Below are 14,829 nucleotides of genomic sequence, written 5' to 3'. Positions count from 1 at the left end.
CATGGTCAAGAAAGTAAGAACCTACAGCGATGAATTTAAAGCCGAAGCTATTAAGAAGATAGCAGACAATAAGGGTAATATTTCAGCGACTGCAAAGCAGCTTGGCATAGCCATGCAAACGCTATCTAACTGGCAAAACAAAGCCACTCAAGGCAAGCTTGCAGGGACTGAGCAATATGACCCACAGCTAATGGCCGTGCTAGAAGAGAATAAGCGCCTCAAGCGACAGCTGAAAGTTGCCGAAGAGGAGCGCGAAATTCTAAAAAAGGCGACGGCGTACTTCGCCAAACACAGCTAGTAAAGTACGCCTTTGTTAAAGACAACCAGCAACTCTTTCGCATCAGTAGCATGTGCCGTGTACTACATATTAGACCCTCAAGTTACTACGACTGGCTGGGTCGTGACATCAGCGCTCAGCAGATACATCGTAACCAGTCTGAGCTACTAATCAAAGCGGCACACAGTGAAACAAAGGAGCGCTACGGCTTTGAGCGTCTGCATGCGCATCTAAATGAGCAAGGATATGATATCAGCCCATACATGGTCAGAAGCATCAAGGAAGAACACGGTATCAAATGCCGTCGTCATAAGCGTTTTAAAGTTACTACCGACTCAAACCACAACAAGCTGGTCTATGACAACGTGCTCGATCAGCAGTTTGACGTCAACCGCCCTAACGAAGCATGGGTCAGTGATATCACCTATATCTGGACAACCGAGGGCTGGCTGTACTTAGCAGGCGTTAAAGACTTGTATACCAAAGAGCTGGTTGGCTATGCCATCAACAAACGTATGACCGCTGACTTAGTTTGCAAAGCATTGAACATGGCAATTAAGAATAAGAGACCAAGCAAGGGACTAATTGTTCACTCTGACAGAGGCAGTCAGTATTGTAGCCATGCGTATCATAAGATTATTAAACAGCATCAGTTTATAGGCTCAATGAGTGGCAAAGGTAATTGTTATGACAACGCACCCATAGAGAGCTTCTGGGGTGTATTAAAGAATGAGCTGGTATATCATCAGGACTATAAGACCAGATTTGCCGCTATTACCGATATCATTAGATATATCGAGTTGTACTACAACCAAACGAGAATTCAAAAGGGTTTAGGCTATAAATCGCCAAGACAGGTGTGGTTTGACTATTATCGTCAAGCGGCGTAACTAAAATCTCCCAAGTTTAACTGTACGGATTTGACGGCAGGGGTCAGAGTGTCTAAGTGTTACAATTTTTTTGACTAGCAAATCGCTAGACCTATCAGCTAGGTTGATAGTGAAAAAGTAGGTTGCTCCCTTTTGATAGTGCCTTCGATACTGCATGCTATTCTGCAAATGATAATTGATAGCTGATATTACTTAATTTTGTTGGGTGTCACAAGCTCCACGCCAACCTACGGATTATAGGTGATTCCGCGTTTAGATTGTAGGTTGGTGTCGAAGGATGAGACCCAACGAGATAGTTTTGATGAATATGGATAGTTGGGTTTCCTTCGTCAACCCAACCTACGAGCTTTGAAGTAGATGAGTGAAATTAATAACCTCATTCAACAATAACTTCCTCAAAATCACAACTTCTTTGATCGCCATTATTACAAGCTAGATCAAAATATTCTTTTGCTTTCTTCTTGTTTGGCTCTATACCAACTGCAGGTATTCCATAATAATACTTAAAACCAGTATGAAACTGCATGTCAACGTTTCCTTTTTGAGCTATTTCCTCATACGAGTTTAATTCTTTGCGATACCAGTATGCAGATTTCTTATGATCTATCTCTATGTTCCCAATACCATTCTGGTATATTCTTCCTAATTGAGCTTGAGCATCGACATTATTTTTTGCTGCTTTTTTTAGCCACTTTACTGCTCGATGAGAATCCTGTTCTACACTTAAACCTTTCAAGTAAAATGTTCCAACTATAGTTTGAGCCATTGTATTTCCTCTGTCTGCTTCTTTCTTAAAAAAAACTAAAGCTTGTTCAAAATTCTCTTCAGATACGTAATTTACAGCATCATCAAAATCATTTGCGAAAGCAAAGACAGGTAGTAAGCAAAAAGTGAGGCATAAGGATATTAGTAATTTCATTTTTTTCCATAATTATAAAAAGTGCTGAATGCAAATAAAAGAGTACATAGGTAAAGCTTACGACACAGAACAACTATATTCAATAATAAAAACTCTCAAAACTATACTACAACCGTCTAAGCGCCCGAGTCGCATCATCAAAATCTACTTTAGCATCTTTTATCTAGCCTGCGAAAAGAGGAAATAGATGCGGCATCGTCTCATAAACCTTGAGTTTCGTATTTACACCAGATTCTTTAAGCTTATTAACACTAATGAGGATTTATCTATAAATAATTTTGATGATGTGAGAATTGAGAGTGCTTATACTCATGAATTAATTGATATTATTGAGGGTTTTATTTTAAATACTCGTAGGCAGGTTTTTATTGAGTAAGTAGCTATGTACAGTCTATCCAACTTAAAAAGGATACAATGCTGCTGGGATGAATTTTTCTAAGCCTCTGGAGTGCGGAGCGCATAGCAAGCGAGGAGAATTGATACCAGCAGGACGTTATTTTGAACGTATCTCTTTTATAGCAGACTTACTATACATAAAAAAGGCCACTCCATAAAGAGTAGCCTTTTATCAATAATTAATTAATTAACTAACTAACTAACTTGTATTAGCTCACTTCTTTCATTGCTTGCTGAAGCATCGGCTTCAAAAACTCACCCGTATACGAGCCTTTCACTTCTGCCACTTCTTCAGGTGTACCTTCCGCGATAATCAGTCCACCACCTTTGCCACCTTCAGGGCCAAGATCAATTACCCAATCGGCGGTTTTGATGACGTCAAGATTGTGCTCGATGACCACGATAGTATTGCCTTTATCGCGTAAGGTATGCAGGATATGCAGCAACTTATCGATATCATGGAAATGCAAACCAGTGGTAGGCTCATCCAAGATATACAGCGTCTGTCCGGTATCACGCTTGGCAAGCTCACGTGCTAGTTTAACACGTTGGGCTTCACCACCTGATAGCGTTGGCGCAGATTGACCCAAACGGATATAGCCAAGACCGACATCCATCAACGCTTGCAGACGACGATAAATCGCTGGAATGGCAGAGAAGAACTCAGTCGCATCTTCGACGGTCATATCGAGCACGTCGGCAATGCTTTTGCCTTTATAATGAATCTCTAACGTCTCGCGGTTATAGCGTTTGCCTTCACAGGTATCACACGGCACATACATGTCAGGCAAAAAGTGCATCTCAACTTTGATAAGACCATCACCCTGACACATCTCACAGCGTCCGCCTTTGACGTTAAAGCTAAAGCGACCGGCTTTGTAACCACGGGCGCGTGCTTCTTGCGTTTGCGCAAACATCTCACGAACTGGCGTAAAGACACCGGTATACGTCGCTGGGTTTGAGCGCGGCGTACGACCAATCGGACTTTGGTCGATATCGACCATTTTGTCCAAATGCTCAAAACCAGTGATGCTGTCATGCTTATCAGCGATGAGTGTTGACGCATTATTTAACTGGGTGGCCGCAAGTGGCATTAAGGTACGGTTAATCAAAGTTGATTTACCAGAACCCGAGACGCCAGTGATACAAGTCATAATTCCGATTGGCAGGGTCAAATCAACGTCGTGTAAGTTGTTGCCGGATGCGCCTTTTAGCTCAATAGTCATAGGGACTTTTTTCGGCTTAGCTTTCCCTTTAACTTCCATATCGATAGTTTTGGCTTTATGACGAATGCTTGGAATCTCAATTTTTTTCTTACCAGACATATATTGTCCAGTTAGTGATTCTTTATTGGCCATGATGTCATCGACCGTACCTTGAGCGATGATATGACCGCCATGTACGCCCGCGCCGACACCGATATCGATGACGTGATCCGCTTGGCGAATGGCATCTTCATCATGCTCAACGACCAACACCGTATTGCCCAAATCACGCAAGCGCGTTAGAGTTTTTAATAAGCGATCATTATCGCGCTGATGCAGACCGATTGATGGTTCATCAAGGACATACATCACGCCCATCAGACCCGCGCCAATTTGGCTGGCAAGACGAATACGTTGCGCTTCACCGCCTGATAAGGTTTCGGCAGAGCGGGCGAGTGATAGATAATCAAGACCGACACTGACAAGGAAGTTTAAGCGCTCGTTAATCTCTTTAAAGATTTTTTCCGCGACTTCGCCTTTATGACCGCCAATCTTTAGCGTTTTATAATAGTCAGCAGCATCACCGATAGACAGCTTAACGATTTGGGCGATGGTTTGATCATCAACGCGGACATTGCGTGATATCTCATTTAGTCGAGCACCATCACAGACGTTACAAGTGGTATCAGCTAAATATTTAGCCAGCTCGTCACGCACAAGATTGCTCTGCGTTTTGGCATAACGACGCTCTAGATAAGGTAGCACGCCTTCAAATGGTACGGTTTTATTGGTTTTACGACCGCGCTCATCGGTAAAGTTAAAAGTTAACTTTTCTTTGCCAGAGCCCTGCATGATGAGATCTTGCTGCGCTTTTGGCAGGTCTTGCCACGGTGCATCCATATCAATTTTGAAATGATTGCAGACGGTAGAGAGCAGGCCAAAGTAATAGGCGTGGCGCTTATCCCAACCGTTAATCGCCCCTTGATTGAGGGATTTTTCATGATGAGTAATCAGCTTCTCGGCTGAGAAATACTGACGTTTACCGAGACCATCACAGCTTGGGCAAGCGCCATACGGATTGTTAAAACTGAACATGCGCGGCTCAAGCTCAGACACGGCGCGATCACAAACAGGGCAAGAATGCTTGGCTGACATGACTTGGTTTTCATCGCCGCCTTCTTTTGGATTGCCATCCATAAAGTGTAGCGTCACCAAACCTTGGCCTAAACGTAGAGCCGTCTCCAAACTTTCAGCGACACGGTTGCCTAAGTCATCACGGACTTTAAAGCGGTCAACGACGACTTCAATCGTATGCTTTTTCTTTTTATCGAGCGTTGGTAGCTCGTCGGTATCGTAAACATCGCCATCGACGCGTACGCGCACAAAGCCTTGCCCAATCAATTGCTCAAGCAAAACCGTATGTTCGCCTTTACGCTCACGAATGACTGGCGCCAGTATCATCAGTTTAGTGTCGTCCGGCAACGCCATCACTTGGTCGACCATTTCGGTCACCGACTGCGCAACCATTGGCTCGCCATGCTCAGGGCAAAACGGTGTACCAATGCGCGCATAGAGCAGACGCAAATAGTCATAAATCTCGGTAATCGTCCCAACCGTTGAGCGCGGGTTATGGTTGGTTGATTTTTGCTCGATAGCAATCGCTGGCGATAAGCCCTCGATACTATCGACATCTGGTTTTTCCATTTGCGAGAGGAACTGACGTGCATAAGCGGAAAGACTTTCAACATAACGGCGTTGCCCTTCAGCATAAAGCGTATCAAACGCCAATGAAGATTTACCAGAACCTGATAAACCGGTGATTACCACAAATTTATCGCGTGGAATGTCTAAATCGATATTTTTTAGATTGTGCGTACGTGCGCCGCGTATTGCAATATGGTCATGTGCCATCGGTGATAGGTTTCCTATTTGCTAAAATGGTATTCGAAATGAGTATATATAATGTTAAGAAAGACTGGTTATGTCACTGGCTAGATCATGGTTTTAAATGGGTTGTTGCTTTTGTACAATGAGCATTTCTACAGAAATTCTGATTTTTATTAATATCTGATTTTTATCGGTCAATGTTGGTTGTTATTGAAATTTATTATTAGTAAACATTGAAGGGCGCTTTCAAACCGTTGCTAGTCATTCAACTGGTATTTAATGGCTAGTGGTATTTAACAGCCAAATGCATAAATTACAAGTAATAGACTAGCCTGATAATAGTGAATTTATTGGCCAAATGACATGTTTCGATTGTCGTTGTTTTATATAAATAGTGGTCGCTATACAATGATTCTGTCAGGCGAGAATGTCAGCGACGTTTTACTTTATTGTCATGATAGGCGCATTATTCAAGGTGCGATGACGCATCAGATGCACTTGGTAACAAAATTGTCGAGTAAAATGAATGAAGTGATCTCATATAAGCAGCATAGCGAGGCGAGCCGCATAAACCTCTAACTAAAAAGACATGGACAAAAACTGGTAGGAAGGTAAAAGTCTCGGCAACCAAACGGTGAATGTTTTATACTGTGGGGCTTGCATTATAGGTTGGGCGAAGCAGTGCGTACTTTTTTAAGGGACATTTGCCATAGAGTAAATGGCTCTTGATATCTTTTGAGACGCACACTTGACCTATAAGGATAGTGGCGCTATCTATTATAATAATGGCTAGCGCCCAGTTGTGACGTGATAAACCAGTGAGGCAAGTATGAATAGCGTAGAAAAACGGGCAATCCTCGGGGTCGGTGGCATTTTTGCCTTGCGCATGATTGGTCTGTTTATGATTGTGCCCGTCTTTTCTGTGTATGGTGATAATTATGCGCATGCGACGCCATTCTTGATCGGTTTGGCGGTCGGTATTTATGGGCTAGGGCAAGCTATCTTTCAGATACCGATGAGCCTTGCTGCAGATAAGTTTCCGCGTAAGCCAATTATCTTTTTGGGTCTGGTGCTATTTGCGCTCGGTGGTATCATTGCGGCAAATGCCACGGATATTTACGAAGTCATTATCGGGCGGGCGCTGGCAGGTAGTGGCGCGGTCTCTGCGGTATTGATGGCATTACTCGCTGATGTGACGCGAGAAGAGATGCGTACCAAAGCGATGGCGACGATGGGCTTGACCATTGCGACCTCTATCATGTTGGCTTTTGCTTTCGGCCCTCTATTGGTCGGCTCGCTTGGTATTTCCGGGCTGTTTTGGCTCACGGCAGGCTTTGCGGTGCTAGCGATGCTGCTGCTTTTCTTTGTACCGACACCGCTACGGGTGCTTAAGCATAATCTTGATAATAAATCGATTGGGCAGCAATTAGCGACAGTGCTAAAGATTGGCGATTTAAACCGTTTGCATATCGGTATTTTTGCCCTGCATTTAACGATGACGGCGATATTTGTTATTTTGCCACATCAGCTCAATGACGTGATGGGTCTATCGGTACGCCAGCAGGGTTTGGTCTATTTGCCATTGCTATTTATTGGCTTTGCCGTTGCGATTCCATTCATTATCATCGCTGAAAAGAAACGCAAAATGCGTCAAGTATTCTTGGCGGCGATTGGCTTAATGACCGCAGCCCTCGCGATACTGGCATTAGGCAGTCAGGTCGGTATCGGTATCATTTTAGGATTGTTGCTTTATTTTATGGGCTTTAACTTGCTCGAGGCAACGATTCCCTCATGGATATCGAAGCGTGCGCCAGTGGCTAATAAAGCAACCGCGATGGGACTCAATTCTTCTAGCCAGTTCTTTGGCGCTTTCGTCGGTGGGGCGATGGGTGGTCTATTATTGAGCCAGCCTAATCTGTTAGCATGGGGTATCCTTGCAGCAGTGATGGCAGTGGCGTTGATACTTATTATTCCCATCGCTGATCCGCCGTATTTATCAAGTACCACGGTGACTATTCCCAAGAATATTAATATCCAAGATTGGTCACGGCAAATGTTGGCAGTAGATGGCGTGGATGAACTGGTCGTCATGGCAAAAGAGCAAGTGGCGTATTTAAAACTAGATAAAACCCAGCTCACAGATTTGTCGAGACAAGAGCTGTCACATTTGGCACAAAGCCCGCTCGATATTTAACAGATCGCTTGTCGTTAGCCTCAAAACTTAATAGATCGCTGTTGTTTTGATACGCATTCTTTAAATACATATTGTTTAAATGAAAACGGCTTAAATCATCAGGGTGTTTGCCTAAAGTCGAATTCTGATCTCTGTTTAAAAGGAATTAATATGAGCAAATTTAATACGCTATCTAGTCAGGTGGTCGGCATCAATGCGAAGACCGCCACGCCGTCAGCCATTGTTCATCGCTCGATGGCTAAGATTGCGATTGGTATGGGTCTAGCTGTCACGCTATTGACGACAGGCTGCGCCACTCAAAATATTCAGGCGTATCAAAACACCACACCAACGCTCGATATGCATGAGTTTTTCTCCGGTCAAATCGATGGCTGGGGCATGTTTCAGGGTCGTAATGGCGAGGTCAAAAAACGCTTTTATGTCGATATTGATGCCACTCACGAAGGCGAAAATGTTATTGTTTTGGATGAGAAGTTTTCATGGGCAGATGGCACAAAGTCGCAGCGCATATGGCGATTGACCAAGCAAGCTGATGGTAGCTGGAGAGGCACGGCAGGCGATGTCATCGGTGCAGCAAAAGGTGAGGTCGCGGGTAATACACTGCATTGGCAGTATCTGTTAGAGTTGCCCGTCGACGACAAAACTTATAAAGTGAATTTCGATGATTGGATGTATTTAGTCAATAAAGACGTCATGCTCAATCGCTCGGTCATGAAAAAATTTGGTGTGGAGCTGGGTAGTGTCACTCTTAGTATGCATCGCAACAACAATGATTCTAGATAGTTAAATAACGGTTCGCAAAGGGGGGGGTATTGACCGAGAAGAATATTTTATTGCTATAAGTCAGCCAGATTTTAGCTTATAAATTATTCACGACAGGTGTTGTCGTATCTTGCCCACAGACTGCTAGATATTTTAAAAGAAAATAGTTAAAGTAAAACCATATTACTGATAGAATTAATTGTTTATATGAAAAACTCGATTAAAGCTCGTAATTAAATTATTCATAAGTAAAAGGACGGAACTATGCGCGGAGTTAATAAAGTTATCATCATTGGTAACCTTGGAGCAGACCCTGAGGCACGTCAATTTAGTAATGGCGGTAGCGTGACCAATATTTCGGTTGCGACATCAGAACAATGGACAGACAAGCAAAGTGGTGAAAAGAAAGAGGCCACCGAATGGCATCGTATTTCACTCTTTAATCGTTTAGGCGAAATCGCTGCGCAGTATCTACGTAAAGGCAGCAAAGTCTATATCGAAGGCAGCTTGCGTACGCGTAAATATCAAGATCCCAATGGTCAAGATCGTTATATTACTGAGATTCGTGCTGAGCAAATGCAAATGCTAGATGGTGCCACGGGTGGTCAAGACAATGGCGGCTTCAGTAATAATAACCAAGGTGGTCAAAATCAAGGCGGCTATGGCAACCAAGGCGGTCAGAATAATTTTGGTCAGCAAGCAAACAACCAGTCAGCACAGCAAGGTGGTTACAACCAAGCGGGCGCGGCAGCTTCGCAAGGCGGTAATCAGAATAGTTTTAATAACAACCAAAATACGCCTGCTCAGTCGAATCAGTTCAATAATCCAGCGCAAACACCTGCTCAATCAAAACCGACAGCAATGCCAGATGGCCCAGTTGATGATGATATCCCATTTTAGGATTTACCTAAGAATTATATGTAAAGAATATACTATTAACCCCCGTAATCACGGGGGTTAATAGTATATATATAAATAAAATAACGTAAAGAATATATTGAGTAAATAATGGATATAGTGTACCTTGTAAATATGTAAAGTATTAGGGTATTGCGATGAGAAAATCTTTCGGAACAACAGCTTTTTCAATGAATAGTGGAGAGCGTTATTGTTTGGTCGTCGATCAAATAACACAGCTCCCTGTCTATCATCCTAATCTATTTATCACAACTCAGATTCGTAATAAATCAGACTCGTTTTCAACTATGTTATCAGCTGCTAATAACTTAGTAATTTTTCTTGAGTTCCTAAAGGAAAGAAATATTGATCTTGAAGAGAGAGTTATAAGCCGAGAGTTTATTGGGATTAATGAATTAGACGATTTACGTGACTATACTCAAAAACGTCTTCCAAAGACCATTAATAGAAATTCGTCACGTATCGGGAAGGCTGAGAATGTAGTTAGCTCTATAACTCATTACATGCGTCTGACTACAGTTGCTCAATACATAAGTTGGTATTCTAGTCATTTAATAAAACAGCCAAACGCTGCTGAAGCTAGAAAAATTAAAAGCATGGAAACACAAATTAAAGCACGACGCCCAAGAAAAAGAGGTAGAAATCGAGACAAGGACAAGTCTCTTGATGATGAACAATTGGAAGTATTGTTTGAGGTGATAAGGCTAGAATCTCCTCTTAATCCATTTAGCCAAAAAGTACAACGCCGTAATCGTGTGATCATCTTAATTTTATACTATCTTGGAATTAGAGGTGGTGAACTTCTCAACCTAAGAATAGGTGACATCGATTTCTCCAGACATCAGTTGAAAGTAATTAGACGGGCTGATGAGAAAGAAGATCCGAGAATACAAGAACCAAATGCTAAAACGTTAGAACGTACCATACCTATTGGAGAGGTTCTCAGCAAAGAGCTGCACGAATACGTTACGAAAGACAGGCGTAAAGTTAGTAATGCTAGGAAAAACGATTTTCTGTTTGTTACTCACAAGGAAGGACCGACAGTTGGGCAGCCTATATCCAAGTCTAGTTATTACAAAATTTTTAATATCGTAAAGTTTGTATCGCCTCAGCTTCATATATTAACTGGTCATAAGCTACGTCATACATGGAATTATAAGTTTTCAGAAAAAATGGACTCAATGGATGAATCTGTAAGTGAGGAAAAACAAGAACAAATTCGTTCCTATATTATGGGATGGAAATCGGGTTCTGGTACAGCGATGCATTACAATAAAAGATTTATCCAACAGCAAGCTAAGAAGGCAGCTTTAGCGCTTCAGTCAAATAATGGTACTCGATTACCAGAACAAGGATTATCAAATGAATAACTTAGCTGTTAAAACTCCTAATATTACTGATGCAGAGCATTCTAAAAGCAATAAAAAAATATATGCGAAAACAAAAGGTTATTCTTTCAAAATCTATGAAAAAGAATGGGTGTTAGACAAAAATAGCACTATTAACTTAAATTATATTCATCAGAAACTGAATGATAGAGTTCTAGATGGTTGTATTAGCGCACTAGTCTTTTATGCTTCCAATTATTCAGCTAGCCACACTTATAATGTAGTTGCTAGATTCAATCATATGATTAAAAGCACAGGTTCTTCTGTAATTAATGACACTATGTTAATCAATTATAGAGCTTCCTTGGGTAAATCTCATGAGTGGTATTTAGGTACGGTTAGAGGGTTCTTAAGAAAATGGTATGAGCTTGGCTATTATGGTGTGGATGAAGATGTAATTCGATTGCTCGACAGTTGGACGATTAAAGGTAATAAGAAAGGGGATGCTGTTAAGCGTCAAGATCCTCAAGAAGGCCCTTTGAGTGACAATGAACTTCAAGCTTTTAATGAAGGTGCGGTTACTGCGTTTGAACAAAATCTAATTACACTCAACGAGTTTGCGATTTCACTTGTTACTAGCAATACGGGTCGTCGCCCAGTTCAAATTTCTCACTTAAGGGTTATAGATATTTTATGCGGAACAAATAAGAGAGGTGATCCCTTCTATATACTTAACATACCTAGAGCAAAACATAGTGAAGGATTTAGAACTCAATTTAATCCTCTTGCTGTAACACAAGAGTTATGGGCTATTCTTTCAGCTCAGTCAAAAAGTGCTATTTCGTTGGTTGAAGAGAGTCTTGGTATTGAGCTAAATGAAGATGATCGTCAGCAAGTTCCTCTGTTCCCTGGCTATAAAAGGGTTGAAAAAGTGGGATCTCTTTTTGAGTTTAGGGCTTTATTAGTAAGTGATAAGTTGCACATTGCATCTAATAAAGTGACAGACACCTTACAACTTGTAGTAGCAGCAGCAGGTATTAACTCAGAAAGAACAGGTGGTGAGTTGCCTATTGACGCTTATAGGCTTAGATATACTACAGGCACTAGAGCTGCTCGTGAAGGGTTTGGTAAGTTAGTTATAGCAGAGCTGCTAGATCATAGGGATACTCAATCGGCTGGTATATATATTGAAAACATACCTGAGCATGTAAAGCGTTTAGATGAAGCAGTTGGTTTTCATCTTGCTCCTTATGCGCAAGCTTTTGCAGGTGTATTAGTTGATTCAGAAAGAGATGCTGAGCGTGGTAATGATCTTAGTAGTCGTATTCGTACTGAAGAAGGCTCTAATATAGGCACGTGTGGAGAGCATGGATTCTGCGGTGCAAACGTTCCTATACCTTGCTATACCTGTATTCACTTCCAGCCGTGGCTTGATGGTCCTCATAAAGAGGTATATCAGGACTTACTGGATGAACGAGAGCGAATCAAAGATATTACTGGTGATATAGAGGTAGCAGCAATACTGGATAGGAGCATCGTTGCTGTAGCTGATGTTATTATGCGCTGTGAAAAGCGTCATGCTGAACTTAATGAGCAGAGAGGTGTTGATCATGCCTAATGTTTTCCAGTTTAAGTCTAAAGTGGAGCTAACAACCGCAGCTAACTTAGAAGCTTTTATAATTGAATGTCGTGAAGACTTAACGGTATTTGGCGCTGATTTAGATTGGGATGCTTATGTTTGGCCAAAGGTAGCTGTATTTGCAAAGCTTGGTGTCACAACACGTAAGCCGAAGCAAGAAGAGTTAATGGATGAAAGTTTTGTGGAGTTCGCCAAGGCATATTTTCGTTATCAACAAGGTCATAAACCTACTGGTACTAAAAATGAGCTCAAAGCGCTTCGAGTGTTAGAGGCCGCTCTTATACAAGTAAATGAAGAAGCATTAATTACAGGGTTATCTATTACTTGTCTAGATGAGGCTGCTTCTTTGGCGAGAGAGTATTATAGTGAGGGAGCTGCTTATGCTTGTGGGAGAGAGATTGAGAGATTGGCTGAGTTTGTAACTGATAACCAGCTTATTAATGCGAATTTAAAATTGTGGCGTAATCCTATTTCCCGTCCAACAGATACTACCAGAACAGGTAAAGAAGCAAAAAAAAATAGAGAAAAAAAGTTACCTAACGAAATAGCTCTTAACGCATTAGCCGAAATATTCGCTAGTAATCCTGCGGAAGAGCGAGATGTTTTCACAACATCAATATTCGCAATGTTAATGTCTGCACCCTCTCGAATTGCTGAGGTAATGGCATTACCAGTAGATTGTGAAGTATTTGAAAAAGATAGTGAAGGTGTAGAGCGCTATGGATGGCGATTTTTTGCTGGGAAAGGATATGAAGGAGATATTAAGTGGATACCTACCGTCATGGTAGAAGTGGCCAAAATCGCCGTTGATAGAGCTAAAAATCTATCCTTGGAAGCTCGTAAGCTTGCTAAATGGATTGAGGATAATCCTAATAAGTTTTATCGACACGAGAACTGTCCGAACGTAGCCGACGATAAGCCACTTACCATGGAGCAAGCCTGTCAAGCGTTAGGGCTAGCTTATGATACTAAAGACATCTGTTACTCTAGTTTAAACGGTAGAGGCCTTGATCACCATGATGGAATGAATACCTTAGATAGTCTTTGGCAGCACGTAAAAGGTAGATTACCTGATAGTTTTCCATGGTTCGATGAAGATAAAGGTATTAAGTTCTCGAATGCACTATTTGCACTAAATGCCAATCAATTCCATGGTAATAGACCGCGTTTGCCTACTGAACTTAAAAAGCCTGATACGAACTTTTTTAACAATGATATTGGTACTCGTCCAGCTTTGGAAGGTAAACATAAAACTATATTTGATAGGTATGGTTATTTTGACAACGATGGTGAACGATTAAAAGTCACATCGCATCAAGCTCGCCACCTGCTCAATACTATTGCACAGCGGGGTGGTTTATCCAACCTTGAAATAGCTAAATGGTCTGGTAGAGCGGATGTAAAACAAAATCGCACCTATAACCACATGGCTGACTATGAAATGGTCGCTATGGCAGAGAGGATTGATCCCTCGAAAGCGCTTTTTGGCCCTTTAGGTAAAGTGGAAAATCATCTTCCAGTCACTGCTCAAGAGTTTAATACCCTTGAGCAAGCTGCTGCTCATGTCACAGAATATGGATTTTGTGTACACGACTTCACAATGAGTCCGTGTGAAAAATATAGAGATTGTATCAATTGTACCGAGCAAGTATGCATCAAAGGCGATGCAGCAAAACTAGTTCGTATGAAAGAACGTCTTGATAAAATAGAGAAGATACTAGTTAAAGCTGAACAAGCAGTTAAAGAAGGTGATATTGGTGCTGATAGGTGGTTAAATCACCATATAAAAACAGCCAATAGATTGCGTGATCTTATCTGTATTCTAGAGAACCCAGATATAGATGACGGTGCACAAGTTAAGCTTCGTGGTAATGACTTCAGCCAGTTACGTCGTGTTGCTGAAAAGAAGTCTATAAGTATGGTTGTTGAGAATGATGTTGAATTTAAAGAAGCATCAATTTTAGAGGATCTCACAGATATACTTGGAGGCGGTTTTGGCTAAAAATCTCAACAGACAAGAAATACAAGCTATCGTCAATCTAATTCGAGGTTGGGATGAGCCTAAAATTACGTGGGCAGCGATTTGCGAGGATGTAGAGCCGCTTGTAGGCAAGAAGCCTACAAGACAGTCTCTAAGCGCTCATGAGACCATTACGGCTGCTTACCAAGCTAAAAAAGACACACTTAAGGGGAAATCGCCTACTAAGCCTCGGCCCGCTAGTTTAAATGCAGCAGCTTCAAGGATTGCTAACTTAGAAGCAGAGCTTGCAGAACTCAAGGAGCAAAACCGTCGATATAAGCAAATGTTTGTATTGTGGCAGTACAATGCTTACAAACATGGAATGACAGAAAGTAAGCTCAATGCATCTATGCCAAAAATTGATCGTGAACGGTCTGACAATGAGAAGCGATGA

General features: G+C 41.7%; 10 protein-coding genes. 8 read left to right on the top strand and 2 right to left on the bottom strand.

What is annotated here, in order from left to right; translation table 11 throughout:
- The first annotated feature begins 1 nt into the window (after window position 1).
- A protein-coding gene (locus ACSUPM_RS10920; protein WP_101210724.1) for an IS3 family transposase occupies window positions 2–1,167 on the top strand; the annotation gives its coding sequence in 2 pieces (ribosomal slippage) (window positions 2–260 and window positions 260–1,167; 1,167 coding nt in all).
- Between the two features lie 376 nt (window positions 1,168–1,543).
- Here the strand turns inward: ACSUPM_RS10920 and ACSUPM_RS10915 are convergent.
- Together ACSUPM_RS10915 and uvrA are read right to left on the bottom strand one after the other, a co-directional pair.
- Window positions 1,544–2,086: a tetratricopeptide repeat protein gene (locus tag ACSUPM_RS10915; protein WP_201606394.1), complete on the bottom strand. Its 543-nt coding sequence runs from the start codon at window positions 2,084–2,086 to the stop codon at window positions 1,544–1,546.
- Window positions 2,087–2,691: 605 nt separating this feature from the next.
- A complete protein-coding gene (uvrA, locus tag ACSUPM_RS10910) occupies window positions 2,692–5,598 on the bottom strand; it encodes an excinuclease ABC subunit UvrA (RefSeq protein WP_201606393.1) in 2,907 nt (968 codons plus the stop codon).
- Between the two features lie 805 nt (window positions 5,599–6,403).
- On the opposite strand from uvrA, the gene ACSUPM_RS10905 reads away from it, so the two are divergent.
- The 7 genes from ACSUPM_RS10905 (at window position 6,404) to ACSUPM_RS10875 (ending at window position 14,829) form a co-directional block, all read left to right on the top strand.
- Window positions 6,404–7,768, top strand: a complete 1,365-nt coding sequence (locus ACSUPM_RS10905; protein WP_201567696.1) for an MFS transporter — start codon at window positions 6,404–6,406, stop codon at window positions 7,766–7,768.
- Window positions 7,769–7,918: 150 nt separating this feature from the next.
- A complete protein-coding gene (locus tag ACSUPM_RS10900; protein ID WP_240990833.1) occupies window positions 7,919–8,551 on the top strand; it encodes a DUF3833 domain-containing protein in 633 nt (210 codons plus the stop codon).
- 243 nt (window positions 8,552–8,794) lie between these two features.
- A complete protein-coding gene (gene ssb, locus ACSUPM_RS10895; protein WP_025652640.1) occupies window positions 8,795–9,430 on the top strand; it encodes a single-stranded DNA-binding protein in 636 nt (211 codons plus the stop codon).
- Between the two features lie 155 nt (window positions 9,431–9,585).
- Complete coding sequence (locus ACSUPM_RS10890) at window positions 9,586–10,818, top strand: tyrosine-type recombinase/integrase (protein WP_025652639.1); 1,233 nt, start codon at window positions 9,586–9,588, stop codon at window positions 10,816–10,818.
- The gene (locus tag ACSUPM_RS10885) at window positions 10,811–12,394 is read left to right on the top strand and encodes a site-specific integrase (RefSeq protein ID WP_436879934.1); all 1,584 of its coding nucleotides are present in this window, start codon (window positions 10,811–10,813) and stop codon (window positions 12,392–12,394) included. Before ACSUPM_RS10890 ends, ACSUPM_RS10885 begins: the two co-directional genes overlap by 8 nt.
- Window positions 12,387–14,417: an integrase gene (locus ACSUPM_RS10880; RefSeq protein WP_025652637.1), complete on the top strand. Its 2,031-nt coding sequence runs from the start codon at window positions 12,387–12,389 to the stop codon at window positions 14,415–14,417. The genes ACSUPM_RS10885 and ACSUPM_RS10880 overlap by 8 nt, the downstream gene beginning before the upstream one ends.
- A complete protein-coding gene (locus ACSUPM_RS10875) occupies window positions 14,410–14,829 on the top strand; it encodes a hypothetical protein (protein WP_025652636.1) in 420 nt (139 codons plus the stop codon). The genes ACSUPM_RS10880 and ACSUPM_RS10875 overlap by 8 nt, the downstream gene beginning before the upstream one ends.

Origin of the sequence: Psychrobacter okhotskensis (genome assembly GCF_965638355.1) — a bacterium.
Lineage (GTDB): Bacteria > Pseudomonadota > Gammaproteobacteria > Pseudomonadales > Moraxellaceae > Psychrobacter > Psychrobacter okhotskensis.
The sequence above is the reverse complement of the archived record's forward strand: the minus strand, read 5'-3'. Positions and strand labels throughout refer to the sequence as shown.

Coding starts and splice junctions, on each gene's coding strand:
- ACSUPM_RS10915 (WP_201606394.1), bottom strand. CDS start 2,086: ATGAAATTACTAATATCCTTATGCCTCACTTTTTGCTTACTACCTGTC.
- uvrA (WP_201606393.1), bottom strand. CDS start 5,598: ATGGCACATGACCATATTGCAATACGCGGCGCACGTACGCACAATCTA.
- ACSUPM_RS10905 (WP_201567696.1), top strand. CDS start 6,404: ATGAATAGCGTAGAAAAACGGGCAATCCTCGGGGTCGGTGGCATTTTT.
- ACSUPM_RS10900 (WP_240990833.1), top strand. CDS start 7,919: ATGAGCAAATTTAATACGCTATCTAGTCAGGTGGTCGGCATCAATGCG.
- ssb (WP_025652640.1), top strand. CDS start 8,795: ATGCGCGGAGTTAATAAAGTTATCATCATTGGTAACCTTGGAGCAGAC.
- ACSUPM_RS10890 (WP_025652639.1), top strand. CDS start 9,586: ATGAGAAAATCTTTCGGAACAACAGCTTTTTCAATGAATAGTGGAGAG.
- ACSUPM_RS10885 (WP_436879934.1), top strand. CDS start 10,811: ATGAATAACTTAGCTGTTAAAACTCCTAATATTACTGATGCAGAGCAT.
- ACSUPM_RS10880 (WP_025652637.1), top strand. CDS start 12,387: ATGCCTAATGTTTTCCAGTTTAAGTCTAAAGTGGAGCTAACAACCGCA.